The following is a 26,476-nucleotide window of genomic DNA, read 5'->3' as shown; positions in this document are numbered from 1 at the left end:
TTTCTGATTCAGCGTGACGTTTTTTCTCGCTCGCGGGTGGTATCCATGTATTTTTCAGATTCGAATTTTCGTCGGGTTAGCGCCCCGTAGCGCCACTTGCCCGCTGATCTTTGAACTTTTGTTTTACCCCCTCGCAGGTAGGCTGATCATTCCTCCAACAATCAAGGATGATTGGCCATGTCTGATTCCTCCGTGCCGGCAGCAACACCGGACAAAGGGCGGCACTACGACTTTATCGCCAGCGCAGTCGATGACAACTTCAAGACCGCAACGGTCGCTCGAGGCGAGGCACTGGCGGCGACGCCACTGAACGCCCAAGCCTGGTACACCAACGCACCAACTGCCTATCTGGAAAAACTCAGAGTCGCCAATCTCAAAGCCTGGGGTTCGCAGAACGAGGTCGACCGCTTGCTGGCCAGGATCGACCTGGCCGCCTTCGCCACCCCACTGCTGCAGGCCAGGCTCAAGGAACGCTACGGCATTGAATTGACCAGCGACACCGACAGCGATAGCGACATGGAGCGAACGTGGCTGCACCTGTATATGCCAAAAAGCAATCCCTGGTATGCGTTCAACCTCTCCGACGGCGTCACCGCCCGGCAGGTATCGCTGCTGCAAGCTGCCCTGCACAACTTCGCCAGCAACGAGCAGGTCGCGGACGGTTCGGACTTCATCAGCAAACCCGACAAACTCGGCAACTTTGATGTGCTGCCGATCAGACAGACGATGAGCATCCGTCAGTTCCAGACGCTGTGCCGGGAACTGGACATCGGCGCACAGTACAAAAAGCACCTGGAAAGCTACCTGCTGCCTGATGAACCGGTCGCGAAGGCGGTGCTGCAACACAAAGTGACGCAAAGCCAGAAAGATGCCCTGGCGGTCGCCGCGCATATTGCGTTGCTCACCCACGACATCGAGTACGACGCCTACAAAACGCTGCTCGCGCTGGCCGAGGGGCAGACCCGGCTGATGCTCAACGGCCGACGGCAGCAATGCTGCGACCTGTCGATGCTCGGTACGCGCCTGACCGGCATCCTGCTGCTGATCCCGGCGGTGCGCGACAGCCGCGGGATCAATCGATTGATTGCCTACCTGCCCAACGACCCCGATCATCCGCTCAAGGAATATCCGTCGCCGCAAGCTTTCCAGGCCGAGCTGGCGCGCCAGTTGCGCGAAAACAAAGTCAGCGCCGTGACCAGGCAAAGCTACCAGCAGTACTTCAGCCAGTTTGTCGACCAGCAGCAGCGCGGACACTTTTTTGCCGAACTTGAGCAACGCCTGTTTATCGTCAGGTATCACCAAAAAGAGTATCCCGATGACAGCCGCCCGGCATGGCGCAAGGACGATGTGGCCAAGCCGCAACTGCAGTTGCAGCACGTGCCGCTGGCACCCGACTACTGGCCACACGCCTACCAGAAGAAACTCGACAAGATCCTCAACGATGCCCGCGAACTGGCCGTGTCCACCGCCGATGCCGACAGCAAGGCGCGCTGGGCCTGGTGGGACAACTTCAAGAAGATCGTCTCGGACATCTTCAATGCCGCACTGTTGATCGCCACACCGTTCGTGCCAGGGCTGGGCGAATTGATGATGGTTTACACGGCTTACCAGATCACCACCGACGTCATCGAAGGGTTGGTCGACCTCGCGCAGGGGCTCTGGCAGGAGATGGGCGAACACATCATCAGTGTGGTCACCAACGTCATTCAACTGGCGGCATTCGGCGTCGGCAGCCAGATCGGCGCCGCCTTCAAGTTGAAGCTGTCACCGCTGGTCGAAGGCATGAAACCGGTGAAACTGCCCAATGGCAAACCGGCGCTGTGGCACCCGGATCTGGGGCCTTACGAACAAACGAAACTGATGCTGCCGGCCGCTTCGAAACCCGACGGGCATGGCCTGCATCAGATGGGCCGCGAAACCCTGCTGCCATTGGAAGGCAAACTCTACAGCGTCGAAAAAGCCTCGACACACCCCACCTCGAAAACCCACCGGATCAAACACCCTTCGCGCCCCAACGCCTATCGGCCGAAGATCGAGCACAACGAGCATGGTGCCTGGCTGCACGAAGCCGAAAGTCCGCACGACTGGGCGGATCAGACCCTGATGCAGCGCCTGGGCCACAACGTCGAACGGTTCACGCCCACTGAGCTTGAGCAGATCCGCATCAGCAGCGGCACCGCCACCGATGCGTTGCGCCAGATGCATGACCACAACAGCCCGCCGCCACCCTTGCTGGCCGACACCATCAAGCGCTTTGGCACGTATGACGACGTCCAGCGATCAAGCACCCACATTCGCGACGGCCAGCCGCTTGCCCCCGACGCCGTCTGGTTTGAACCCATTACCACCGGCTTGCCCGGATGGCCTCGCGAGCGGGCGTTGCGGGTGTATGAGCATGCCGATTTGCGCGGGTATTCACGCCAATACGGCAACCCCGCTGCGACAGCGGCGAACACCCTGAACATCAGCCACGCAGAGCTTAACAACGGCGAATTGCCCGAACGCCTCGCAGGCTTTCTCGATGATGCCGAGTGCAAGGCCCTGCTCGGTCGTGACGTGGCGTCTGCGCAACGTCCCCAGGCCCTGCGCGATCTTTTGGCCGAGGCGGTGCTGGCCCGTCGGGGCGAGGTGGCCGAGCGCCTGTACCAGGCTGGCGAGCGCTCGAACAAGGCCGATATCCGCGTGGTGCAACAGACATTTCCTCAAATGCCGCTGACGCTGGCGGAAAAACTGCTGACCCAGGCCAGCCCCGCTGAAGTGCAGCGTATCGTCGATGACAACCGCTTGCCCCTGCGGATCAAGGCGCAAGCCCGGGAACTGAATTTCGAAGCCTCTACTGCTCGTGCCTATGAGGGTTTTTATCGCGACGACAGCGTGGTGCCCGACACCGAACGTCTGGCGCTGAACGCACTCAAGGTGCACACCGATACCTTTGCCGATCTGCGCATTGAAGTGCGCGATGGCGTCCATGATGGTCCGTTGCGTTGCAGCGCGGGGGCGGATGACGCCACCCTTGTGCGGCGGCTCGTCCGCAATGAGCACGGCCAGTACGAGGTGCTGGATGGCAACAACCGCGCCCTCCATGAACCCAGTGATTTTTATCAGGCCACGCTCGATGCCCTGCCCGATGGCAAACGCACGGCACTGGGCGAAAAAGGCGCAGATGCTGGCCGGTTCAAGTCGTGGATCATGGAAACCACCGCAGCGCCGAGCGAGCGCAGAACCTTGTTGGCCGAACCGCCCATTCGCCGGGTAGCGACAGTTGAAACAGAAACCCTGGTGCGCGGCTGGCCGACCTTCTTTGGTGAGCTTACGCCAGAGCAGAGGATCAAAAAGCTGTACCCGAAGATGAACGAAAGGGAGGTCGAGACGTTCATCAAGGTGCTCAAGCGCAACGGCGGTCACGAAGAGGCCATCCAGCGACTGGAGAACGATCGCAAGGCACTGAAAGACATCCTGCAGCGGTGGCGTGACAGCTATCGTCAGGACACCGACAGTTATGGAGAAACCATTCCAGGACCACCCGGTGAATACCTGCACAATGGCGGAAGGTATCTCGAGGAGCGCTTGCTCCAGTGTTTCGAACGCCAAAGCGAGATATTCGGTGAACGCCGCAACCACCCGGAACAGGGCTACGCCCTGGACCTGTCCGCCGATTTTTCCGGCCCCGACCTTGAAAAATGGTGGCGGGCGCTGCGCCAGCAACCGGGCATCGACCTGCACCTGGCCCGGATCAGAGCCCTGAACCTCGACAACGCAAACTTTTCCAAAGCCGCCGATGGCTTGCTGAGCAGCTTCCCGCATCTGAATCAACTGAGCGCTCGCCAGTGCGGCCTGACCCAGGTGATACCGGCGATTGGCAGGATGCATCAGCTTCGGGAGCTGGATCTGGCCGATAACAAAATCAGCCTGACCAGCCCTGCCGATGAGCCGTTCAGCGAGCTGACACAACTGCAAACGTTGAACCTGAACGGCAACCCCTTGCGCCATCCACCCGATATCGGGCGGATGGATCGGTTGAATGAGCTGAGTCTGGCCAACACCGATATCCAGACCTGGCCCCAAGGTCTGTTCAAGGTCGGTGATATGGACACACCGCGTCTGCGCAGTTTCATGCTCGACATGCGCCAGGCGCCGATCGATAGCCTGCCGCAGGTCACGCCCGGCTCCGACCAGGCGTTCATCCTCAGCCGGGCGCGATTCGATCCGGGCAGGCTTGCCCCTCTCGACCGGATCCGTTACGGCGACTACCGTGAGTCCACGGGTTTGACCGCGCAGCAAGTGATATCACCCGCAGCCGGCAATGAGCTCTCCTATTGGCGAGATCTGCCAAAAGACCATGGGTTCAGCCCCTCGGCGCAACTCGCTAAGTACCGCGAGGAGTCCTGGCATGACGTGTGGGCAGAGCCCGGCTCCGAAGGCTTTTTTGCTGTCATCGCCTACCAGAAAAACAATGGGTTCTACCAGAACGCAGCGTCACGTCCCTACCTGACCAGGCGGGTCTGGGAAATGATCGATGCAGTCGCCGTTGATTCGCGACTGCGCGCAAAACTGTTCAGCGAAATCACCTCGCCACAAGACATCAACAATGCCGGCGCCCAGCTTTTCAACGCCATGGGCATCGATGTGTTGGTGGCCAAAGCCTACGCCGAGTCGCCATCGGTCGAGGTGCTGGACGACAAACTGGTCCGGTTGGCCCATGGCGCTGCGCGTCTTGACCGAATGAGCGATCTGGCCAACGAGGAAGTCAGCCGCCAGGCACAAAGAACCCGGCTGGACCCGACGCAACCGCCACCGCATGAAATGGACGTGCATATCGCATTCGAGACAGGACTGGCCGAACGTCTGGAATTGCCCTGGCATGCCGAAAGCATTCCATTTCAACCGGCCTCGGGTGTCAGCCAAAAGACCATAGATGCTGCCTACGACGCAATCATCAAACGTGAAGCCGGCGATGGATTGGTCAACGGCATGATCGATTTGTACGGCGATGCCTTCTGGGAGCGTCATTTGCGCAACACCCACCCGGATCGTTACGCGACAAACGACCTGCATGCCGCGCACAAGATCAGTCTGCTCGATGAATTGCGCCAGGCGCAGGCGCAATGGGTCGACGAAAGTGATCTGTCGCGCCTGAACCCGCTCGCCCGTCGAATAATGCTTCTGGCAGATCAATTGCAGCTTGCCCACGTTGAGGTCTTCAGCGGCGAAAAAATGAGCCAGGCCCGTTACGACAGACTGGTGAAGGACATCGGTTATGCCCGCAACGATTTATCCCGACAATTGACCCGCCAGGCGCTGAGCCGGGCCGGACTCTGAATCTCGAACCAGGCCAGCCCCTTTCCGGGGGCTGGTGACCTCAGCCCACCTCCGAATCCCAGATCACCATGACGTTGCCCGAATAGCGGCGCGATGTTCCCTCCTTGATCATTTCATCCACCGCGTCACGGGCCACTTCGAAATGCAGCGTGCCGACCTTGCGATCCAGATAGAACCCGGGCTGAAACAACTCGGTGCCACTGCCATCGCGCAGCAACCGGCGGCGATTGACCGGCTGCCCCGCGCCATCGGTCAACCCGTTGGGCAGGCTGACGCTGACTTCCAGCGGTGCCTCATGGCCGGCGTTCGCTTCCCACAGCGCGCAGTTGTTGCCCATGACGTACTGGCATTCGATGCTCATTTTGAAGCGGCTCGATGCCGAAATCGTGAACGTCTGATCGCGCATCAGCCGGGTCGGCTTGCGCCCCTGATTCAGCCAGGATTGCCAGCCCCCGAGCGGTTCCAGCACCACGCGGTTGCCGCCGGGAGGAATATCGACCTTCATGGTGTGCGTGACCTTCAGATTGAAATTGAGGGTCAGCATCGAGTCGGACGGGATCATCACATCGCCCATGTCGAAATCCAGGTTCGGGCCGACGGTGTAGGTGATGGAACCGGTGTAGTCGCCCGACTCCATCTTCAGCGGATCCGGTGTGCGCAGTTCGTAGGCATAACCGAAATACAGGTAGCGCATGGCCTGCGGAATGTCGAACAGCGCCTTTTTCGCACAGGTCCCGGCCCCTTCCGGCACTCTCCAGAAACTGTTGTAGCCCGAGGGGCCGGCGCTGTTCCATCCGACGCCCTGGCAGGGCGGCGGAGCATACGTCCAGCCACCGCCTTCCCACAGCTCGTCCCACCAGCCGCCTCCGGTCAATTCGTTCACCGGTCGCGGCAACGCCAGTTCGTGACCGATCCCGGCAATCCTGATCTGCAATTTGTGCGTATCGCCTGACGAATGGGTGACTTGCACATCCCGCCAATCCGACGGAATCCGCGCCATGCCGCCCTGACGCGGATCGGTATGGTTGGCCAGAATCGGCGCATTGGCCGCGAACGGAATGCGCGCGATCAGGCTGAACAGACCGATCGGTTCACAAGCCTGCGGGATCTGGCGACAGAACCCCTCGGACGGCGTCTGGTTCTTGAACTGATTTCGTTGCGGGTTGGCAAAGTCCGGTTCGAAGGTCGCGTCAATGTTGTGCACTTCGGCCGATGCCGCACCGGCCACCAGCGTCAGCACCAGACTGCTCCACACGCTGCTTTTTGGCAGGCGAAGATACCTTGTGAACACATTACCCATGGTCGTTCTCCATAATGACCTCGGAACATCCGAAGCTTCCCTGTCAACACGGCACAATCGCCAATTCGCCTAACTCACTTCCGAATCCCAGATCACCGTGACATTGCCCGAATAGCTGCGGGCATACCCGTCCTTGAGCATTTCATCCACCGCATCACGGGCCACCTCGAAATGCAGCGTGCCAACCTTGCGATCGAGATAAAAACCCGGCTGAAACAACTCGGTACCACTGCCATCGCGCCACAACCGCCGGCGCTTGACCGGCTGCCCGGCGCTGTCAGTCAGGCCGCTGGGCAACGTGACGCTGACTTCCAGCGGGACACCATGGCCAGCGGTCGATTCCCATAACGCGCAGTTGTTGCCCATGACGTACTCGCATTCGATGTTCATCCTGAAACGGCTCGACGCCGAGATATTGAACGTCTGATCGCGCATCAGCCGGGTCGGCTTGCGCCCCTGGTTCAGCCAGGATTGCCAGCCCCCGAGCGGCTCCAGCACCACGCGGTTGCCGCCGGGAGGAATATCGACCTTCATGGTGTGCGTGACCTTCAGATTGAAATTGAGGGTCAGCATCGAGTCGGACGGGATCATCACATCGCCCATGTCGAAATCCATGTTCGGGCCGACGGTGTAGGTGATGGAACCGGTGTAGTCGCCTGCATCCATCTTCAGCGGATCCGGTGTGCGCAGTTCGTAGGCGTAGACGAAATACTGATAGTTCATGCCAACAGGAATATCGAACAATGCCTTTTTGGCGCAGGTACCCGCCCCCTCCGGAACTCTCCAGAAGCTGTTGTAACCATGGTGGCCCGCCGTAACGGTACCGACCCCCAGGCACGGTGGCGGAGCATAAACCCAGGCGCCACCCTCCCACAGGTCATCCCACCAGCCGCCTCCGGTCAATTCACCGACCGACAACGGGAACCCTGCTTCGTGACCAATACCGGCAATTCTCACCTCGACAATGTGTGTATCACCGGAAGCGTTCGTCACCGAAACCGTGCTCCAGTTGGACGGCACTTTGGCCATGCCGCCCCGACGCGGATCAGCATGATTGGCCTGAATCGGTGCATTGGCCGCGAACGGAATACGCGCGATCAGGCTGAACAGACCAATCGGCTCACAAGCGCCCGGCACCTGGCGACAAAATCCCTCGGACGGCGTCTGGTTCTTGAACTGATTCTTTTGCGGATTGGCAAAGTCAGGCTCGAAGGTCGCGTCAATGTTGTGCACTTCGGCCGCTGCCGCGACGCTGAACAACGTCAGCAAACCAATCCATGGCCGGATGCCCGGGGCGCTAAAAAAACTCAAGGGCGTTCTCCAAAAATATACCGATACCAGCGCTACACGCGCCGACTCACTCGCCCGGCGCTCGGGCGCTGAACAGCAGCAGCACGTTGCCGGCGTAATCTCCGGCGCGGTAGCCGCCCTCCGGTCTGATCGGGTCGATTTGCAACAACACCCGACTGCCCGCGGCGGCTTCGGCCTGCGACACCACCTGGCGCGGCGCCATCTCGGCGCTCAACTCCACCTCGTTGAAGGTCACGCGCAGTCTGATATCGTCCGCCGGCCGACCGTTCGAAAGGTAGGGCGCGGACTCCAGGCGCGCCTCAATCGCACCGGTGTCGTGGCGCACGTCAAAGTATTTGCGCACACTGCTCAGGCTTGAGGTCGGGTGGTTCCAGTGGAGCTGCTGCGGCCGGTGAATCCAGTCCGGCTCCGCCGGAATGATGTAGAACGCTCGACTGGGGACGTTCAGTGTCACTTCGAAGGTGTGTTCTTCCCGAGCCGCCCAGGCCGCGTCGCTGGTCAAAGTCGCCGCGGCAATCAGCGCGACGACGGTGCATTGCTTGATCATGTTGGTTACCCGTAGCGTTCAATGAAAAGCAGACCTAGCGGCTGCTGACCGTCAGGTTCTTCTTCTCGCTGCCCTCGATCAGAAAGAAGCGGTACGCACGGCCCTTCTCCTTATCGAAAGCGAAGGTTTTGCCCGCCAGCACATGGTGTTTGGTGGTCGCGCCGCAGTCGGTTTCGTTACTCAGCGAACAGCTTTTGAACTCGTCGACGATCACCACGGTATTGCCGTCATTGCGCAGTTCGTAGCGACTGGCGGTTTCATTGATTGCCGTGGCGAAGCGTGCTTCCTTGGGGCGGACAAAGAACACCGTGCCAAACCCGGTCATCACGTTGACCCCGGCCGTCAGTGCCTTTTTGTAGTCTTCACGCTCTTCCTGGCTGACTGCGAACTCGTCTTCTTTTTCCGGCACCACCGGCACGAACCGCACACGGAAGTAACGCTCGCGATCGCGTGCGCCCATGTACAGCAAACGGGTGCCCTGCATTCCCTGAGCCGGCACGATCAGCCGCGCCGGACTGGCCATCAAGCCGTTGCGCGAGGCGCCGTCGGCAGCGCTCTGAACCGGGATTTCCGTCGGTATGCCGTCGGCACCGTAGACAATTTCCAGCACGTTGACCTTGACGAACGCAGTGGCGTCACCGCTGTTGAACACCCGTTTCAGGTAGGTACTTTTGTCGGCATCCAGATAGTCGTACACCGTACCGACATTGATCTGCGGCCCGGCCTGCGCCGTCAGGCAAAACACGCTGAGCACGCCCAGCAAAAAACCACGGTTCATCGTCTTCAACTCCATGAAAAAAGGAAAAAGGCCCCGGCCGGCACGTTCACACGTCCGAGTCCCAGATAACGGTGATATTGCCGCTGAGCGTGTCGGTGAAACCCGGCCGCATTAGAAAATCGATGGCATCCCTGGGCATCTCGAAACGCAATGAACCGGCCTTGCGGTCCACATAAAAACCCGGTTGAAAAGGACCGACCCACGTGTTGTAAAGCAGCTTGAGCTGGCTCACCGTGCGCCCCATGGGCCCATCGATGCCGGCGGGCAGCGTGAGATAGGTTTCCACCTCGGTGACATTGCCTCTGGGGCTGCGCAATTTGCAGCGCGTGCCGCCCGTGGAGTCGCACAGGATCATGACCTTGAAGCGCGATGAGGCGGAGATGTAGAACAGTTGATCGCGAAAGATGCGTGTCGGCGGGCGGCCATTGTCGACCCAGCGCATCCAGCCGCCCTCGGGTTCGAGCAGGACTTTGTTGCCGCCCGGCGGCAGATCGACCTTGAGGGTGTGCTGCACGTCGAGCACGAAATCCAGATTCAGGCTGCCATCGTCCGGCGCCATCAACGGCCCCAGATCGAAATCGCCGCCGTTGCCGATGGAGTACGCCAGCGAACCGGTGTAAAGGCCCGATGACATGCCTAACGGATTGGGCGTGCGCAACTCGTAGGCGAAATCCAGATTGTTGAAGTACATCGATGGAATGGTGAACGCGGCAATCTTGGTGCAGGCCGTTTCCACCGGTGTTTTCCAGAAAAACCGGTAGTAATTGGGCGTAAAGAAACCGACACCGCTATAGATGCAGGGGGCAGGAGCATAGACCCAGCTGCTGCCGGTCCAGAGTTTCTGATGGCCATCAAGCGGGTCGCTCACGCCCACCAGATTGGCCGCAGTGTCGCTCAACACAAATGTCGAACCGATGCCGATGATGCGGATTTCGACGGTTTCGCTTTCCTGCGTCTCGGCATTGGTCACCGTCAGTTGCCGCCAATTGGCCGGAGCCTTGACCGCCACAGCGTCACCGGGCTGGAGACTGCGGGTGGACTCGAAACGAATCGGAAATTGAATACTGAACATGCGGTTATCGGCGCACTCGCTCGGGGCAGCCTCGCAATACCCGCTGTTCGGCGTTTGGTTGATAAACACGTTTTTGCTCGGCTGCGACGGATCAGGCTGAAACAACGCGCGGATCTCCTGGCTCGCCGCCTCGGCGGCCGGCATCGCCAATGCCAGCCAGAGGCCCAGGCCATACGTGGACTTGTTCATCGATTCAACCCGCCTTCTGTGCGGTGGCACTGACGTCAGCCACGGTGTCCGGTGTACAGCGCAGATCGCCGATCATCAGCACATTGTTTTCACTGCGGTACTGGTTGGCGTCGAGGCGGAACTGACACAGCAACCGATTATCGCGACGGATTTCGAGGGTCGGCGAACCGGCGTTCATTTCCATTGAAAAGAACCCGTCGACCTCGGTCACGCCACGGCTGGCGTGGTTGATCACGTGATGACCCTTGAGCGGCTGCCCTGCTTCATCGATCAGTCGACCGAGCACTGTCAGGGTTTTCATCACACGGATCTTTCGATATTCGACCCCGCCTTTGTTCAGGTGATAGCGAGTGCGCGCCGGCTCGATCGTCGCCGCCGGTACGTGATTGCCTTCGAAATCGAAGCTCACCGAGCTGTTCTGATACGCGGTGATCGGGATGAAATTGCGCCCCGGTTTCAACGCCGCGCTGCCGCCGCTGTAATCGTCGGCACGCAAGGCGATATCGTCGATGTCCGACTCCACATCGACGATCATTCCGGCGCCGCGCATTTCGTACTGACTGGTCATCAACATCTGCTGAGCGCCGACCACCAGCGTGCTGTCGAGGTTCAGACCACCGGTGAAATTGCCGTTGTAGGACGAGCGCTGGATAAAGCCATCACCATTGACCGAATCGGTGCGGAAATTCGCCAGGCTGGACATGCCGACACCGTAGGTATCGGTCAACGCCGTGACCGAGACGTTTTGCAGCACATGATCCTTGAAGTCCTTGCGCCAGCCGATCGATCCGTTGTTGTCGCGGCTGCCGTCGCGAGCAGTGCGCGAGCCGATGCTGCCGGTAATCTGCTGGCCGGGGGCGCCAAGCGCCATATTGACGCTCAGGTCGACCCCGCGGTTGCGCGCATCGCCACTGCTGTAGCTGCCCGGCCGATCAAACAGTGACAAGCGCCAACTGGCATCGCTGCCAAACAGTTGGGTGCGTTGGGTCCACCCCAGATCCATGCCCAGGCCTTCGACATTGCCTTCGCTGTGCGACACCCGGGCGTTGAGGGTGTTCTTGCTGTTGATGCGATGGTTGAGCGCCAGCGACGAGTTGCTGGTCTGGCCGATGAACACGTTGCGCGGGCGAACCCGGGTGCCGTCGGGCAAGGTGTCATAGGTGTTGGTGGTATCGAGCCAGCTGCGGTTGTGGCTGATCACCACACTGCCGGATCCGTAGCTGTAGAGGCTTTGCAGATCCAGACCGGTGCCGTAATCCTCGGTCTTGTAGACGTTGGCGTAGAGACTCATGTGATTGGCCAGCGTCCAGTCGATGGACGTACCGTATTGCAGCTTTTCGCGAATCTGGCGCGCCGACAACCCGAGAATCACCCGCGGGTGCAACAAGTAATTGAGCGCCGCTCCGGCGGTGGGGCTACCACTGGACTGCGTGTCCCAGTTGCTCAGCAGTTTGCTTTCCTCGCCGGCAAACACGTTGTAGCGCCAGCGCTCGTCGAGGTTGCGCCAGTTACTGGGCTTGTACACCAGCTCCTGGGTGGTCGAGGTGATCTGGCCGTCTTCGATCAGGCGCACCTCCACTTCATAAATACCGCCGGGCAAAGGCCGCGTGTCGAGGGTCTGCAAACCGGCAGGCACCGACTGGGTGTTGATCAACAGACCGTCACGCCAGATCTCCACCGAACCCTGACGGTTGGCAGTGACATAAATCGGATAAACACTGGGCATCGGGCTGTTGATCGCCAGGCTGTCGGAGCTGCCGTACATGACCCCGACCGCCGTATCCGGGCTGGTGCCGAACGTGCGCGGCTGGCGGGTCAGCCCCTCGGAATTGGGAGTGAAATAGCCCAGGCGAAAAAAACTGCCTTGCAGTTCGCGCTGGGTGTGCAGTTCGTGTACAGCGTGATAAAGCTTGTCGTCCGGCCCGCCAAGACGTGCCAGTTGCAGGTTCAGCGTCTGGCTCCAGTTACCCAGGCTGCCGCTGGCCTCAAGACCAAAGCGTCCACCCAGATCCTGATCCTGGCCGCCGTTGAGGTTCAGTTGATTACGCACCATCAAGCCATGGCTGCCACCTTCGGGCTGCTCGTAATAGCGCTTGGCTTCAAGGTCGCGCTCAGCGTTTGCGGTGAGAATCGAAACCAGAGAACTTTCCAGGTTGTAATGCACGGCCAGCACCTGATCCGGACAGGAACCGGTGCAGCTGCCCAGTGGCACGCCGGGCTTGAGATAAGCCGCCCATTTCTCGCGATCAGCGGGGCCGTAGCGGTTTTCACTGGTGTCGGTGAATTCGAGCAGGGTGATGCGATCATCGCGGGACAACACCACCATGGCCTCGCCCAGGGGCTGATGATCGAGTTCGACCCGAACCGCCAGAGGCACATCAAAGAAGTGCTCCTCGAAATCTGCCGGCAGGCCTTTGGCCTGGGCCAACAGACTGCGCGGCGTAGTACCGGCAGAGTTGGAAGCCACGGCAGCGCTGGCACAAAACAACAGCGCAAGCGCAGCCGCGATGGGTGTCATCGGGAACATGAACTCTCACTCTGATTAGAACGGTGGAAGTCCGCCGGGACAGACTGTGCTGCCCCCGCGGTGAACGCTGACAGAACGTCAGCGTTTGTTGCCGGATCAATCGATCAAGGCGTACCGACCGGTGGAACGGCGTCGAAGGTCAGCGCTACAACACCGGTGTAATCACCCGGCTGAAAGTTGGAACCGATGGCGCTGATCTTCAGTGGCGCGCGGAAGTTAACGTCGGACTCAGACTCGCCTACGACTTCCTGAGGGGTGGTGGTGAGGGTTTTGTTGTTGATCGCGACCTGGAGATCAATGCTGTTGGCACCCGAGATCAGTTTTGGCGCACTGTCCACGCTGGCATGGACCGAACCGTTGTTGTTGCGCACATCGAAGAAACCGTTGACTTCGCCCATCCTGCCGGTGGCCGGCTGGTAGCTCATGTCCTGATCCTTGTTGACCAGATCGGGATCGGTCGGCACCACGTAGAAGCCGTTGGTCGGCACGTGAGCGACGATGCTGATCGAGTGAGCGGCTTCACCTGCGGCGAACGCTCCCGAAGAGCCCAGCGCCAGAAGTGCCAAAGGAGCAGCGATTGCGATTTTCTTGAACATCGTTCAGTACCTTGTTTTCTTTATTGAGAAGGAGTGCATTGAAAGTTCAAGAAGCGGTCAGGGGAGTTGAGCCAAATCAACTTGTACTTTCAATGCCGGGGCATCATCGACTGTTGCCTCTGGAAAGTAAGCAAGTAACTTCCTATAAGCACGTAGTTCAACAACCCTATGACCCGCAAGAAAAAAGAACAAAAAATCGATATTCAAAACAGTGACTGTAAGTTCCGCCCTACATACAGATAAAGTTAAAAAACCATACAGCACTTGCGCCCTTGCACGGCAAGGGATCAGTTGAAACTTTAGAATACTTGCTCGAATAAATAGAGTGATGACTTTAACTTCAAAGTTATTCTTCGCCAGACATTCACCGAAAAAGACCTGTTGCATTCGCGCAAGACAGCGCCGCTCGTCTGCTGGTCAAGGATCGGAGAAAAAACGCCTTGCACCCTCGTTAAGATATATCTTAAGTTGTATCTAAACACGACGAGAGAAGATCGAAATGAGAGACCATCATTCCCCCCACCGTGAGCACGGCGACGGCCGTGACGGCTTTGAGAAACGCCCCGGACGCGAGCGCGGCGGTCGTGGCCCCCGGGTGTTTGCCCCCGGTGATCTGAAATTGCTGTTGCTGGCACTTGTTGCCGAGCAGCCGTGCCACGGCTACGACCTGATCCGCCAGATCGAAGGCATGTTCGACGGCGCGTACAGCCCCAGCCCCGGCGTGATCTATCCGACCCTGACCTTTCTTGAAGAGAGCGAAATGATCAGCGGCGACGCCGAGGGCGGCAAGAAACGCTACAGCGTGACCGATGCCGGGCGCCTGTCCCTGAGCGAACAAGCCGTGGCGCTGGACGGCGTGCGCATGCGCATCGACGTCAGCAAACGCTCGCTGCGCGGCCATGATCGTCCGCCGGAAATCCACGAGGCGGTACACAACCTGCGCCATGCCCTGCAAATGCACCACGGCCGCTGGAGCCCGGCAGAAATCCTGCGCGTGCGTGACCTGCTCAACGACACCGCCAAAGCCATCGTCGACGGCCCTGCCGTTCAACCTGTTTCGGAGAAAAGCCAATGACTGCAGTCGATACCCAAACCATTCACCGCGTGATGCACGAAATCAAACGCCGCAAGCTTGAAGTGCTGCGCGTGGTCGACCTGACGCCGCGCATGCGCCGCATCACCCTCGGCGGGCCGGAGCTGGCCGGGTTTATCAGCCTGGGCACTGACGATCACGTCAAACTGTTGTTCCCGCAGAACGCCGAACAGGTGGCAGCGCTGGAAACCATGGTGCTCGGCGCCGGCAAGGACGACGGACCGAAGCCGGAAATGCGCGACTACACCCCGCGTCGTTATGACCTCGATGCGCTGGAACTGGACATCGATTTCGTCCTGCACGGTGACGGCCCTGCGTCGACCTGGGCCGAGCAAGCTGCACCGGGGCAATTCCTGCATATCGGCGGCCCGCGCGGTTCGATGATCGTCCCGGATATTTTCGACAGCTATTTGCTGATCGGCGACGAAACCGCCCTGCCCGCCATCGCCCGCCGCCTCGAAGGCCTGGCGGCCAATCGCAAGGCGCTGGTGGTGATCGAAGTGGAAAACGGCGCCGAGCAGCAAGTGCTGGAAAGCCCGGCGCAGGTCAATGTGATCTGGGTGTTGCGCGAAGGCAGCAAAGACAACCTGCTGGCGACGGTGAAGCAATTGCAGGTGCCTAAAGGCAATCTGTATGCGTGGGTCGCGACCGAAACAAAAGTCTCGCGGCAGATTCGCCGGGTGCTGATCGATGAGCACGGGCTGGATGAACAACTGATCAAAGCGGTCGGCTACTGGCGCGCCGAAGGCACCTCCGAAGAGGACTGATATCCCTTGTAAGAGTGAGCCTGCTCGCGATAGCGGAGTGTCAGTAACTGAAGTTTTGACTGATCCACCGCGATCGCGAGCAGGCTCACTCCTACAGGGATCGCCAGCGGTCGAGGCCGATGACCAACAACCCAATCCCCACAAACCCCAGCAATATCCCCCCGGCATTGATCAGCACCTGTGGATAACCCAACACCGCCACATCAATGAACGGATACGCATACGCGCCGAGCAAATGCCCGCGCAGCAGCGCGTAGATGAAATACACCAGCGGATAAATCAGCCACACCGGCAGATGCCACCAGCGCAAAGTACCTTTCGCTACGCACAACCACCAATACCCCAGAAACAGCAACGGCATCACGTCGTGCAGCAACTCGTCAGCGATAAATTGCCAGCCTTCCGGGTGCCACAAATGCCGCAGCAAAATGCTATAGGCAAGCCCGACCACAGCAATGCTCACGGCAATCCCGCTACTCACCCATGGCTGCAAAAACCAGCGGCGCACAGCAGACTCACGCTCGGTCACCGCGCAGGTCAACACCGTCGCCACCAGCGTATTGGTCAGAATCGTGAAGTAGCTGAAAAAGCTCACCAGCCCGCCCAACAGGCTGGCACCGACACTCAAGCGCGCAAAAAAAATCAGATAAAGCTGAATGCCCAATCCCGCCCAACCCAGTACGGCTGCGCAGGTGATCAGGCGACGACGCCAACAACCGGCGTCCATCTCAAAGCGGTCGCTTGGTGCGCATCAACTTCACGTACAGACGCTCAACCTTCTCCCGTGCCCATGGGGTTTTGCGCAGAAACGTCAGGCTCGACTTGATGCTCGGATCACTCTTGAAGCAACGAATATCGATGCGCTCGGCCAGCCCCGACCATTCGTAATGGCTCACCAGCGCATTGAGAATCTGTTCAAGCGTCACACCGTGCAGCGGATCGGGGGTTTGTTCGTTCATGCCAGGCCTTTGGGCGAAGTGAAAATGCAGAAGCCGCGCACCTTAGCCGAGGGGGTGTTCGGGTGGAAGGCCTACCTTCAAATGTAGGCCAACCTGAGAAGATCGCAGGCCACAACACGGGCCACAATGCGCCCGTTTGCCACACTGTTACCGAATCCGAAACGCTGCATGTTCACAAAAGGCCTTTGTCTTTTTGTAACAGATCATTATCCTGCCGCCCTTCCGCTGAATCGCTTCACTGCCTGCGACATATTGAAGCGCTCGAATTGCACCCCGAAAACACCAAAAAAAGACTGAGCCATGCCCGATTTTTCCTTCTCCCGAGACAGCGCTATCTCAACCCTGCGCACCCTTGGCGGCTGCACCGCCCTCGGCCTCGCCACTTGCGTTCAAGCGGCGCCCGCGTTCGACAGTGAATCACCGTACATGCTCGGTGACTGGAACGGCACGCGTACCGAACTCTCGGAAAAAGGCTACGACTTCAAGCTCGATTACACCGGCGAAATGGGCAGTAACCTGCACGGCGGCTACGACCACGACCGCACCGCGCGTTACAGCGATCAGTTCGGTCTGGGCACACACCTCGACCTGCAAAAGATCCTCGGCTGGGACGACGCCGAGTTTCAACTGACCATCACCAAGCGCAGCGGCAACAACATCAGCAACGACCGCATCAACGATCCGCGCGTTGGCGGCTTCACCTCGGCCCAGGAAGTCTGGGGCCGTGGCCAGACCACGCGCCTGACGCAGATGTGGTACCAGCAGAAATTCTTCGATCAGAAACTCGACATCAAGGTCGGCCGTTTCGGCGAAGGCGAAGACTTCAACAGCTTCCCGTGCGACTTCCAGAACCTCGCGTTCTGCGGCTCGCAGGTCGGCAACTGGGTCGGCGGCATCTGGTACAACTGGCCGGTCAGCCAATGGGCGCTGCGCGTCAAATATCACCTGACCCCGGAGCTGTATGCACAGGTCGGCGCCTACGAGCAGAACCCGTCGAACCTCGATCGCGGCAACGGTTTCAAACTCAGCGGCAGCGGCACCCAGGGCGCGATCCTGCCGATCGAACTGGTGTGGACGCCGAAGCTCAACGGCCTGCCGGGCGAATACCGCGCCGGTTACTACTACAGCAACGCCAAGGCCAGCGACGTCTATAAAGACAGCCACGGCCAACCGGCCGCCCTCAGCGGCGAAGCCTATCGCAGCGCGTCGAGCAAACACGGCGTATGGCTGGGCATCCAGCAGCAGATCACCAGCATGGCCAGCGATAACAGTCGCGGCTTGAGCGTGTTCGCCAACGGCACGATGCACGACAAGAAAACCAACGCGATCGACAACTACGTGCAGGCCGGCATCACTTATAAAGGCCCGTTCGATGCCCGCGCCAAGGATGACATCGGTTTCGCCCTCGCCCGCGTGCACGTCAACCCGGCTTTCCGCAAAAACGCCGAAGCGAGCAACCGTGCCAATGCGGTCTACGACTATGACGATCCGTCGTTCCTGCCGCCGCAAGACACTGAATACAGCGCCGAGCTGTATTACGGCGTGCACGTGACCAACTGGCTGACCGTGCGCCCGAACCTGCAATACATCCGCCACCCCGGTGGCGTGAACAACGTCGACGACGCCCTGATCGGCGGTATCAAGATCCAGTCTTCGTTCTAAAGATTTACGTAAATCCATTGTAGGAGTGAGCCTGCTCGCGATAGCGGTGTTTCAGGCGACATCTCCAGTGACTGAAACAGCGCCATCGCGAGCAGGCTCACTCCTACAGATGAAATTCGTTAGCTAGACAAGTTTTTATCTGAACCATGCCTGTGCCAAATCGTCATCTAAAGTGACTACAGCGCGGGACTACATAAACGTCACGGAGAATCACACTATGAGCACCGAAAGTGCTTCGAGTCGGGGCCGTTTGCTACCGAGCCTGCTCGGCATTCTGCTTCTACTGATGGGCCTGGCCATGTTGGCCGGAGGGGTCAAGCTGAGCATGCTCGGCGGCTCGCTGTACTACCTGCTGGCCGGTATCGGCATTGCGCTGAGCGGCATTCTGCTGCTGATGCGCCGTCGCGCGGCGCTGGGCCTGTACGCCATCGTCCTGTTTGCCAGCACCGTTTGGGCGCTGTGGGAAGTCGGTCTGGACTGGTGGCAACTGGTGCCACGTCTGGCCCTGTGGTTTGTCCTCGGCTTCGTGATGTTGCTGCCGTGGTTCCGCCGTCCACTGCTGCTTAACGGCCCGGCGCCGCTGGGCACTGGCGGTCTGACCGTCGCTGTGGTGCTGGCCGGCGTCACCGCTCTGGCCAGCCTGTTCACCCACCCGGGCGAAACCTTCGGCGAACTGGGCCGCGACACTGCGGACACCACCAGCACCGCGCCAGCCATGCCTGATGGCGACTGGCAGGCCTATGGCCGCACCGAGTTCGGTGACCGTTACTCGCCGCTGAAGCAGATCACCCCGGCCAACGTCGGCAAGCTGCAAGAAGCCTGGCGCATCCAGACCGGCGACCTGCCGACCGCAGATGACCCGGTCGAGTTGACCAACGAAAACACCCCGCTGAAAGCCAACGGCATGATCTACGCCTGCACCGCGCACAGCAAAGTGCTCGCGCTGGATCCGGACACCGGTAAAGAACTGTGGCGCTTCGACCCACAGATCAAGAGCCCGGTCGGCTTCAAAGGCTTCGCCCACATGACTTGCCGTGGCGTGTCGTACTACGACGAAGCCGCTTATGCCAAGTCTGAAAACGCTGCCTCGGCGGTGATTTCCGAGGCTGGCAAAGCCGTTGCGCAGGCTTGCCCGCGTCGTCTGTACCTGCCAACCGCTGATGCCCGTCTGATCGCACTGAACGCCGACACTGGCAAAATCTGCGAAGGCTTCGGCAACAAAGGCGTGGTTGACCTGACCCAAGGTATCGGCCCGTTCACCGCTGGTGGCTACTACTCCACCTCGCCGGCGGCGATTACCCGTGATCTGGTGATCATGGGCGGTCACGTGACCGACAACGAATCGACCAACGAGCCATCGGGCGTGATCCGCGCCTTCGACGTGCGCGACGGCCACCTCGTGTGGAACTGGGACAGCGACAAGCCAGACGCCACCGAGCCTTTGGCACCGGGCGAAACCTACAGCCGCAACTCGGCGAACATGTGGTCGCTGGCCAGCGTCGACGAAAAACTCGGCATGGTGTACCTGCCACTGGGCAACCAGACCCCAGACCAATGGGGCGCAGACCGCACCCCGGGCGCCGAGAAATTCAGCGCCGGTGTCGTCGCCCTGGACCTGGCCACCGGTAAAGTGCGCTGGAACTACCAGTTCACTCACCACGACCTGTGGGACATGGACGTTGGCAGCCAGCCAACCCTGCTCGACATGAAAACCGCTGACGGCGTGAAACCTGCGCTGATCGCTCCGACCAAACAGGGCAGCCTGTACGTCCTCGACCGTCGTGACGGCACGCCGATCATCCCGATCAAGGAAATCCCGGTCCCGCAAGGCGCCGTGAAAGGCGACCACACCGCACCGACCCAGGCCCGTTCGGACCTCAACCTGCTGGCCCCGGAACTGACCGAAAAAGCCATGTGGGGCGCGAGCCCGTTCGACCAGATGCTGTGCCGCATCCAGTTCAAGGAACTGCGTTATGAAGGCCAGTACACCCCGCCGTCGGAACAGGGCAGCCTGATCTACCCGGGTAACGTCGGCGTGTTCAACTGGGGCGGCGTTTCGGTCGATCCGGTTCGCCAGATGCTGTTCACCAGCCCGAACTACATGGCTTTCGTTTCGAAAATGGTGCCACGCGAGCAAGTCGCCGCCGGCAGCAAACGCGAAAGCGAAACCGCTGGCGTGCAACCAAACACTGGCGCGCCATACGCCGTGATCATGCACCCGTTCATGTCGCCACTCGGCGTACCGTGCCAGGCCCCGGCCTGGGGCTACGTGGCCGGTATCGACCTGACCACCAGCAAAGTCGTGTGGAAACGCAAGAACGGCACCAGCCGCGACAGCTCGCCAATCCCGATCGGCTTCACCCTCGGCGTGCCGAGCATGGGCGGCTCGATGGTCACGGCTGGCGGCGTCGGCTTCCTCAGCGGCACCCTCGACCAGTACCTGCGTGCGTACGACGTGAACAGCGGTAAAGAGCTGTGGAAATCGCGTCTGCCGGCGGGTGGTCAAGCGACTCCGATGACCTACACCGGCAAGGACGGCAAGCAATACGTGCTGCTGGTTGTCGGCGGTCACGGCTCGCTGGGCACCAAGATGGGTGACTATGTGATTGCGTACAAACTGCCGGAATAAGTTTTAGCGGCGGTAAAAATGAAGGCGATGTCCCGCAAGGGGCATCGCCTTTTTTGTGCACGCCATTTCTGCATACACCTGAGGACCCTGTGGGAGCGAGCCTGCTCGCGAAGGCGTCAGCACATTCAACATCTACGGTGCCTGACACACCGCTTTCGCGAGCAGGCTCGCTCCCACAGGTTGAAAAGTGTTTATCTGTGGGAAATGTGTTCGTCCTACAGACGTTGAAAGTGGCGCGGAGTTTTCCGACAAGTCGCGTCGGTTGTGCCTCGGAAATCGGCTGGATAGGCTCTGGGGGTCGCTGCAAATTCAGCGATGGGGCGTCGCGGCCCGATAACTGATGCATAATCGCCAACCTGACGGCACCTCGGTGCTCGTTGTTTGTGTCATGGCGGCTGTGCGCGGGATACCGTCCTTGGAGGTATGCCGATTTCTCAGTTATCGGTCCGCGAACCCGCGTACAGCTGCCACCTCAGATTGCGTCGCGGCAATCGAAGGCAGCTCCACTTTCACCAACTGAGTATTCATCATGAAAAAGCCAACACCCAATCCCCCCGAAACCAATGACACCTCGCCCTACGAATCCCCCGATTCCAAGAAATTCCACGAAGCCGCCGAACGCGCCCTCGACCACTACCTCAAACCCAACGCCTTAACCCTGCGCTTCCACAAACCCAGCACCATGTTCCAGGTCGCGCCCGAACAGGACAGCGAAAGCCTGCTGGTCCACGCCTGCGAATCACTGGCACAGGCCAGCCTGATGACCAGCGACATCGCCGCTTATATCGACCTGCCGCAACGGCGCACGATTCTGGCCATTCAGCAGATCATCATGCTCGCCGAACTGGCCGTGAATCGCGTGCTGGATAATGTCGAGATAACAACGCAAAACTGATGGATGATGCGCTGTGCGCGTGTGGGTTCGTTCATAGGTTGCACAACCCGACACGCGCACGACCTCCTCGCCAAAGAGCGGAAGAGGCATTTACATCATTCGTTACGCAAATCAAAGTGCCCGAGAATATCTATGCTGCCGGCGTACGGATCGTTAACCACTACATGGAAAGACATCTTGTAGTGCTGAGCTGCCGTATCAAAATCGATAGTAAACGTACCGTCCTTGGCTGTAGCTTTTTCCAGGTCATGGCCTGATTGGGCGATATACAACATCTCATGGAACGTCGCTGGCTCGGTTGATGGATTGCGCCTCACATTAAAGTACAGAGTTCTGAAAACGTCGGGATCCAGGCCCGCCTCTGACCCCGAACAGTGATAATACTCGCCATCGAAATAGACATTAACCCTGGTCGGAGCGAAGTCAGGGCGCCCCTGAATCCTGGCAGTAAACGTGCCCGTCGTACTGGAAGTTACAACCTTCTCGATCGTCATACTCAGTTCCATTGAATTTCGAAGTTGAAGGACGATCGTCTCGGAAAATCGATAAATACGTAACTGTCAGACCTGACAGGTATCTAGATCAAATAGAGATAATGCAGCGAAGCTGCTATAGCCTCAGTGCCGAAGCCTCCGATATTTGATCAACATCGTGGCTCCTATATAACCCGCATCAAGAGACGTCATCGCGAACAAGTATAAAACCCTGTCAGATATGACAGGTCACCGTTTTTAATTTTCCTCTCAGACTTCCTTCTCCAACCAAATCAATAAAAGGAAGCTCCCCATGACCAATCCAAACGCATCCCCAGCCGTATGGGTAAACGGTATTCTTAACGTCGATGTCAAAGGCACCATTGGCGACACGCCAGTCAAGCTGACCAGCTTCCTGACGACCAGCCTTAGTACGTCTTTCAACCAACTCGGCGGTTACAATTTTTCTTTCGAAGATAACCACAGTTCATCGAGCCGACGATCACTCACCATCTCGCTTCGCAAGCTGCTGGATCCTTCAATCGCTGGCTACTTTGAATATGTCGTGACCGAACGAGGTCTTCAGCCTTATGACTATGAAGTGACATCCTCTTCCGGCATTGCTGTAAGTCAACTCAATAGCGGCCTGTACTTATACTCCCTCGACAACTTGCAAATTTCCGCCAAGGCAGTCCACGGTGATGAAACGCGTGAGCTCACCGGTAACGGATACTTTTTTCTCCAAGAGCTGACTTACCCTATCTAACAAGCAGGTCAGGACTTCAGTCATCGGGTTAATAGGGCGTCTACCTTTCCGTTACATGGAGGGAACTGACGGAGGACGCATGCCGACATGAATACCGAGTCGAACTCAGACTCTGAATCAGATCAAAAGCCCCTCACCCTAACCCTCTCCCGGAGGGAGAGGGGACTGATCGCGGTGTTTGGGAGAGGTACGCCAACGTGCGATACCGAGTCGAACTTAAATTCTGAAAAGCCCACAAATCGGCTCCCTCTCCTTGGGGAGAGGGCTGGGGTGAGGGGCGAATCCACCACAAATCCAAAGCCGACCAAGCTGTGCCCCTCACCACTCAACAGGATGAGCGTTAGCTCGGCTGCGGCTTTTGATCTGTAAGGCGACGTCGGAAGGCTGAGTGGAGGGATTGATCCGGGCGTGGGAGCGCAGCGACCGTTTGGCGCAGCCAAACACAGCGAGAGGAGGTGCAGCGAAGCAAACCGTAGGCGCTGCGCCCGGATCGATCCCGCAGCGAAGGAACCCCGAGCCCCAGCGAGCGGGCCGCACGTAGGAGCAAGCGTTTTTTGCTTACTTTTTTTGGCGTTTGAAAAAAAGTGAGTCGCCGTAAGGGCGAAACCCTAAGCCGCCGTTACCTAAACAACGGATATACACACCAAACACCCCCAACATGGTCGGCCCAAAGGCCGCCAAGTCAAAGCGTGAACCCTGTCAAAACCCTGAACACACAAGCAGAAACACCGCCCCCCCATTGAAACCACCCAAGCCCTGCCCCATCTAAGACCCATACCCCATTGCGCAGGTGCCCCATGAGCGACCAGCAAGAATTCCCGGAAAACCCCGACGACTACACCGAAGCCGAAAACATCGAACACACCTCCTCCGGCAAAGGCCTCGCCCTGCCAGGCCAAAACCTGCCGGACAAGGTCTACATCATCCCGATCCACAACCGCCCGTTCTTCCCGGCGCAAGTCCTGCCGGTCATCGTCAACGAAGAACCCTGGGCCGAAACCCTCGAACTGGTCAGCAAATCCGAACACCACTCCCTGGCCCTGTTCTTCATGGACACGCCCCAGGAAGACCCGCGCCACTTCGACACCGGCGCCCTGCCGCAGTACGGCACCCTGGTCAAAGTCCACCACGCCAGCCGTGAAAACGGCAAACTGCAATTCGTCGCCCAAGGCTTGAGCCGCGTACGCATCAAAACCTGGCTCAAACACCACCGCCCACCGTATCTGGTGGAGGTCGAATACCCGCACCAGCCCACCGAGCCGACCGACGAGGTTAAGGCCTACGGCATGGCGCTGATCAATGCGATCAAAGAACTGCTACCGCTCAACCCGCTGTACAGCGAAGAACTGAAAAACTACCTCAACCGCTTCAGCCCCAACGACCCGTCGCCGCTGACCGACTTCGCCGCCGCGCTGACCTCGGCCACCGGCCCCGAGCTGCAAGAAGTGCTCGACTGCGTGCCGATGCTCAAGCGCATGGAAAAAGTCCTGCCGATGCTGCGCAAGGAAGTCGAAGTCGCGCGTCTGCAAAAAGAGATCTCGGCGGAAGTTAACCGCAAGATCGGCGAGCATCAGCGCGAATTCTTCCTCAAGGAACAACTCAAGGTCATCCAGCAGGAACTCGGTCTGACCAAGGACGACCGTAGCGCCGACCTCGAACAGTTCGAGCAGCGTTTAGAGGGCAAAGTCCTGCCGGCGCAGGTGCAGAAGCGCCTCGAAGAGGAAATGAACAAACTGTCGATCCTCGAAACCGGTTCGCCGGAATACGCGGTCACCCGTAATTACCTCGACTGGGCGACGTCGGTACCGTGGGGCGTGTACGGCGAGGACAAACTCGACCTCAAGCACGCGCGCAAAATCCTCGACAAACACCACGCCGGCCTCGACGACATCAAGGATCGCATCCTCGAATTCCTCGCCGTCGGTGCTTATAAAGGCGAAATCAGCGGCTCCATCGTGCTGCTGGTCGGCCCGCCGGGTGTGGGTAAAACCAGCGTCGGCAAATCCATCGCCGAATCCCTCGGCCGGCCGTTCTACCGCTTCAGCCTCGGCGGTATGCGCGACGAAGCCGAGATCAAGGGCCATCGCCGCACCTACATCGGTGCGCAGCCGGGCAAACTGGTGCAGGCGTTGAAAGACGTCGAAGTGATGAACCCGGTGATCATGCTCGACGAGATCGACAAGATGGGCCAGAGCTACCAGGGCGACCCGGCCTCGGCACTGCTGGAAACTCTCGACCCGGAGCAGAACGTCGAATTCCTCGACCACTACCTCGACCTGCGCATGGACCTGTCGAAAGTCCTGTTCGTTTGCACCGCCAACACCCTCGATTCGATTCCCGGCCCACTGCTGGACCGCATGGAAGTGATTCGCCTGTCGGGCTACATCACCGAAGAAAAAGTCGCCATCGCCAAGCGTCACCTGTGGCCAAAACTGCTGGAAAAGGCCGGCGTGTCCAAGGGCAGTCTGAGCATCAGCGACACCGCGCTCAAAGCCTTGATCGACGGTTACGCCCGTGAAGCCGGGGTGCGCCAGCTCGAGAAACAAATGGGCAAACTGGTGCGCAAAGCGGTGATGAAGCTGATTGATGACCCGAAAGCGGTGATCAAGCTCGGGCCGAAAGACCTCGAAGCGTCACTCGGCCATCCGGTTTTCCGCAACGAACAAGTGCTGTCCGGTACTGGCGTTATCACCGGTCTGGCCTGGACCAGCATGGGCGGCGCGACTCTGCCGATCGAAGCGACGCGGATTCACACGCTCAACCGCGGCTTCAAACTCACCGGGCAACTCGGCGATGTGATGAAGGAGTCGGCGGAGATCGCCTATAGCTACGTCAGCTCGCACCTGAAACAGTTTGGCGGTGACGCTAAGTTCTTCGACGAAGCCTTCGTCCACCTGCACGTACCGGAAGGCGCCACACCAAAAGACGGCCCGAGCGCCGGCGTGACCATGGCCAGCGCCCTGCTCTCCCTCGCGCGCAATCAAGCGCCGAAAAAAGGCGTGGCGATGACCGGCGAACTGACGCTGACCGGGCATGTGCTGCCGATTGGCGGGGTGCGCGAGAAGGTGATTGCGGCGCGTCGGCAGAAGATTTTCGAGCTGATTTTGCCGGAGCCGAATCGGGGTAATTTTGAGGAGTTGCCGGATTATCTGAAGGAAGGGATTACTGTTCATTTCGCGAAGAAGTTTGCGGATGTGGCGAAGGTGCTCTTCTGACACGCAGCCCCCCTCACCCCAGCCCTCTCCCTGAGGGAGAGGGAGCCGACCGAGGGATATTGCAGAGCTACGCCGACCTGAAAGTACTTCGCTGAATCCATAATCGACTCGGTCTTTCAGGTCGATGTATGACACAACACACCTCGGTCAGTCCCCTCTCCCCCTGGGAGAGCGAGCCGACCAAGGGATATTTCAGAGCTACGCCGACCTGAAAGTACTTCGCTGAATCCATAATCGACTCGGTCTTTCAGGTCGATGTATGACACAACACACTTCGGTCAGTCCCCTCTCCCCTGGGAGAGGGAGCCGACCGAGGGATATTGCAGAGCTACGCCGACCTGAAAGTACTTCGCTGAATCCATAATCGACTCGGTCTTT

19 protein-coding genes are annotated in these 26,476 nt (G+C 59.2%); 8 read left to right on the top strand and 11 right to left on the bottom strand.

Annotated elements, in window-relative coordinates; translation table 11 throughout:
* Positions 1 to 177: 177 nt before the first annotated feature.
* Positions 178 to 5,319 carry a dermonecrotic toxin domain-containing protein gene (locus ACW9IR_RS08210; RefSeq protein ID WP_457462645.1) on the top strand — a complete coding sequence of 1,714 codons (5,142 nt, stop codon included), beginning with the start codon at positions 178 to 180 and terminating at the stop codon, positions 5,317 to 5,319.
* A gap of 40 nt (positions 5,320 to 5,359) precedes the next feature.
* On the opposite strand, the gene ACW9IR_RS08205 is transcribed toward ACW9IR_RS08210, so the two are convergent.
* The 8 genes from ACW9IR_RS08205 to ACW9IR_RS08170 all read right to left on the bottom strand — a co-directional run bounded on the left by ACW9IR_RS08205 (position 5,360) and on the right by ACW9IR_RS08170 (position 14,026).
* The gene (locus ACW9IR_RS08205; RefSeq protein WP_102900349.1) at positions 5,360 to 6,619 is read right to left on the bottom strand and encodes a hypothetical protein; all 1,260 of its coding nucleotides are present in this window, start codon (positions 6,617 to 6,619) and stop codon (positions 5,360 to 5,362) included.
* Positions 6,620 to 6,688: 69 nt separating this feature from the next.
* Entirely contained in the window at positions 6,689 to 7,930 is a 1,242-nt protein-coding gene (locus ACW9IR_RS08200; RefSeq protein WP_457462643.1) for a hypothetical protein, read from the bottom strand.
* A gap of 46 nt (positions 7,931 to 7,976) precedes the next feature.
* A complete protein-coding gene (locus tag ACW9IR_RS08195) occupies positions 7,977 to 8,477 on the bottom strand; it encodes a fimbrial assembly protein (RefSeq protein WP_457462641.1) in 501 nt (166 codons plus the stop codon).
* Positions 8,478 to 8,511: 34 nt separating this feature from the next.
* Positions 8,512 to 9,255: a molecular chaperone gene (locus ACW9IR_RS08190; RefSeq protein ID WP_457462639.1), complete on the bottom strand. Its 744-nt coding sequence runs from the start codon at positions 9,253 to 9,255 to the stop codon at positions 8,512 to 8,514.
* 46 nt (positions 9,256 to 9,301) lie between these two features.
* Positions 9,302 to 10,516 (bottom strand): hypothetical protein, encoded by a 1,215-nt coding sequence (locus ACW9IR_RS08185; protein ID WP_457462637.1) that lies wholly within the window; start codon positions 10,514 to 10,516, stop codon positions 9,302 to 9,304.
* 4 nt (positions 10,517 to 10,520) lie between these two features.
* Entirely contained in the window at positions 10,521 to 13,043 is a 2,523-nt protein-coding gene (locus ACW9IR_RS08180; RefSeq protein ID WP_457462635.1) for a CS1-pili formation C-terminal domain-containing protein, read from the bottom strand.
* A gap of 104 nt (positions 13,044 to 13,147) precedes the next feature.
* The gene (locus ACW9IR_RS08175) at positions 13,148 to 13,639 is read right to left on the bottom strand and encodes a CS1 type fimbrial major subunit (RefSeq protein ID WP_457462633.1); all 492 of its coding nucleotides are present in this window, start codon (positions 13,637 to 13,639) and stop codon (positions 13,148 to 13,150) included.
* Between the two features lie 57 nt (positions 13,640 to 13,696).
* Positions 13,697 to 14,026 (bottom strand): hypothetical protein, encoded by a 330-nt coding sequence (locus ACW9IR_RS08170; RefSeq protein ID WP_102900345.1) that lies wholly within the window; start codon positions 14,024 to 14,026, stop codon positions 13,697 to 13,699.
* A gap of 112 nt (positions 14,027 to 14,138) precedes the next feature.
* On the opposite strand from ACW9IR_RS08170, the gene ACW9IR_RS08165 reads away from it, so the two are divergent.
* On the top strand, positions 14,139 to 14,714 hold the full coding sequence (locus ACW9IR_RS08165) for a PadR family transcriptional regulator (protein ID WP_095122444.1): 576 nt from the start codon (positions 14,139 to 14,141) through the stop codon (positions 14,712 to 14,714).
* Positions 14,711 to 15,499 (top strand): siderophore-interacting protein, encoded by a 789-nt coding sequence (locus ACW9IR_RS08160; RefSeq protein WP_102900343.1) that lies wholly within the window; start codon positions 14,711 to 14,713, stop codon positions 15,497 to 15,499. The genes ACW9IR_RS08165 and ACW9IR_RS08160 overlap by 4 nt, the downstream gene beginning before the upstream one ends.
* Before the next feature lie 91 nt (positions 15,500 to 15,590).
* Here ACW9IR_RS08160 and ACW9IR_RS08155 read toward each other — a convergent pair whose 3' ends face one another.
* Complete coding sequence (locus ACW9IR_RS08155; protein ID WP_457462630.1) at positions 15,591 to 16,226, bottom strand: Pr6Pr family membrane protein; 636 nt, start codon at positions 16,224 to 16,226, stop codon at positions 15,591 to 15,593.
* Between the two features lies 1 nt (position 16,227).
* Positions 16,228 to 16,458, bottom strand: coding sequence for a VF530 family protein (locus tag ACW9IR_RS08150; RefSeq protein ID WP_007916799.1), 231 nt, complete (start codon positions 16,456 to 16,458; stop codon positions 16,228 to 16,230).
* 300 nt (positions 16,459 to 16,758) lie between these two features.
* On the opposite strand from ACW9IR_RS08150, the gene ACW9IR_RS08145 reads away from it, so the two are divergent.
* From ACW9IR_RS08145 to ACW9IR_RS08135, 3 genes are all read left to right on the top strand, one after another.
* Entirely contained in the window at positions 16,759 to 18,120 is a 1,362-nt protein-coding gene (locus tag ACW9IR_RS08145; RefSeq protein WP_110718903.1) for a carbohydrate porin, read from the top strand.
* A 217-nt stretch (positions 18,121 to 18,337) separates the two neighbouring features.
* Positions 18,338 to 20,749, top strand: coding sequence for a glucose/quinate/shikimate family membrane-bound PQQ-dependent dehydrogenase (locus ACW9IR_RS08140; RefSeq protein WP_457462627.1), 2,412 nt, complete (start codon positions 18,338 to 18,340; stop codon positions 20,747 to 20,749).
* Positions 20,750 to 21,278: 529 nt separating this feature from the next.
* A complete protein-coding gene (locus ACW9IR_RS08135; protein ID WP_150706985.1) occupies positions 21,279 to 21,644 on the top strand; it encodes a DUF6124 family protein in 366 nt (121 codons plus the stop codon).
* Positions 21,645 to 21,739: 95 nt separating this feature from the next.
* Here the strand turns inward: ACW9IR_RS08135 and ACW9IR_RS08130 are convergent, their stop codons facing one another.
* On the bottom strand, positions 21,740 to 22,138 hold the full coding sequence (locus ACW9IR_RS08130; RefSeq protein WP_110718905.1) for a hypothetical protein: 399 nt from the start codon (positions 22,136 to 22,138) through the stop codon (positions 21,740 to 21,742).
* Positions 22,139 to 22,430: 292 nt separating this feature from the next.
* On the opposite strand from ACW9IR_RS08130, the gene ACW9IR_RS08125 reads away from it, so the two are divergent.
* Both ACW9IR_RS08125 and lon read left to right on the top strand, forming a co-directional pair.
* Entirely contained in the window at positions 22,431 to 22,883 is a 453-nt protein-coding gene (locus ACW9IR_RS08125; protein WP_095122458.1) for a hypothetical protein, read from the top strand.
* 797 nt (positions 22,884 to 23,680) lie between these two features.
* A complete protein-coding gene (lon, locus tag ACW9IR_RS08120) occupies positions 23,681 to 26,098 on the top strand; it encodes an endopeptidase La (protein ID WP_102900336.1) in 2,418 nt (805 codons plus the stop codon).
* Positions 26,099 to 26,476: the final 378 nt, after the last annotated feature.

Source organism: Pseudomonas sp. SDT291_1_S447, from assembly GCF_054070155.1.
The sequence above is the reverse complement of the archived record's forward strand: the minus strand, read 5'-3'. Positions and strand labels throughout refer to the sequence as shown.

What these genes read in the sequence shown, in the direction of transcription:
- ACW9IR_RS08175 (WP_457462633.1), bottom strand. Translation starts at nt 13,639, where the DNA reads ATGTTCAAGAAAATCGCAATCGCTGCTCCTTTGGCACTTCTGGCGCTG.
- ACW9IR_RS08195 (WP_457462641.1), bottom strand. Translation starts at nt 8,477, where the DNA reads ATGATCAAGCAATGCACCGTCGTCGCGCTGATTGCCGCGGCGACTTTG.
- ACW9IR_RS08185 (WP_457462637.1), bottom strand. Translation starts at nt 10,516, where the DNA reads ATGAACAAGTCCACGTATGGCCTGGGCCTCTGGCTGGCATTGGCGATG.
- ACW9IR_RS08210 (WP_457462645.1), top strand. Translation starts at nt 178, where the DNA reads ATGTCTGATTCCTCCGTGCCGGCAGCAACACCGGACAAAGGGCGGCAC.
- ACW9IR_RS08130 (WP_110718905.1), bottom strand. Translation starts at nt 22,138, where the DNA reads ATGACGATCGAGAAGGTTGTAACTTCCAGTACGACGGGCACGTTTACT.
- ACW9IR_RS08170 (WP_102900345.1), bottom strand. Translation starts at nt 14,026, where the DNA reads ATGCAACAGGTCTTTTTCGGTGAATGTCTGGCGAAGAATAACTTTGAA.
- lon (WP_102900336.1), top strand. Translation starts at nt 23,681, where the DNA reads ATGAGCGACCAGCAAGAATTCCCGGAAAACCCCGACGACTACACCGAA.
- ACW9IR_RS08190 (WP_457462639.1), bottom strand. Translation starts at nt 9,255, where the DNA reads ATGAACCGTGGTTTTTTGCTGGGCGTGCTCAGCGTGTTTTGCCTGACG.
- ACW9IR_RS08125 (WP_095122458.1), top strand. Translation starts at nt 22,431, where the DNA reads ATGACCAATCCAAACGCATCCCCAGCCGTATGGGTAAACGGTATTCTT.
- ACW9IR_RS08155 (WP_457462630.1), bottom strand. Translation starts at nt 16,226, where the DNA reads ATGGACGCCGGTTGTTGGCGTCGTCGCCTGATCACCTGCGCAGCCGTA.
- ACW9IR_RS08140 (WP_457462627.1), top strand. Translation starts at nt 18,338, where the DNA reads ATGAGCACCGAAAGTGCTTCGAGTCGGGGCCGTTTGCTACCGAGCCTG.
- ACW9IR_RS08205 (WP_102900349.1), bottom strand. Translation starts at nt 6,619, where the DNA reads ATGGGTAATGTGTTCACAAGGTATCTTCGCCTGCCAAAAAGCAGCGTG.
- ACW9IR_RS08135 (WP_150706985.1), top strand. Translation starts at nt 21,279, where the DNA reads ATGAAAAAGCCAACACCCAATCCCCCCGAAACCAATGACACCTCGCCC.
- ACW9IR_RS08150 (WP_007916799.1), bottom strand. Translation starts at nt 16,458, where the DNA reads ATGAACGAACAAACCCCCGATCCGCTGCACGGTGTGACGCTTGAACAG.
- ACW9IR_RS08165 (WP_095122444.1), top strand. Translation starts at nt 14,139, where the DNA reads ATGAGAGACCATCATTCCCCCCACCGTGAGCACGGCGACGGCCGTGAC.
- ACW9IR_RS08145 (WP_110718903.1), top strand. Translation starts at nt 16,759, where the DNA reads ATGCCCGATTTTTCCTTCTCCCGAGACAGCGCTATCTCAACCCTGCGC.
- ACW9IR_RS08160 (WP_102900343.1), top strand. Translation starts at nt 14,711, where the DNA reads ATGACTGCAGTCGATACCCAAACCATTCACCGCGTGATGCACGAAATC.
- ACW9IR_RS08180 (WP_457462635.1), bottom strand. Translation starts at nt 13,043, where the DNA reads ATGTTCCCGATGACACCCATCGCGGCTGCGCTTGCGCTGTTGTTTTGT.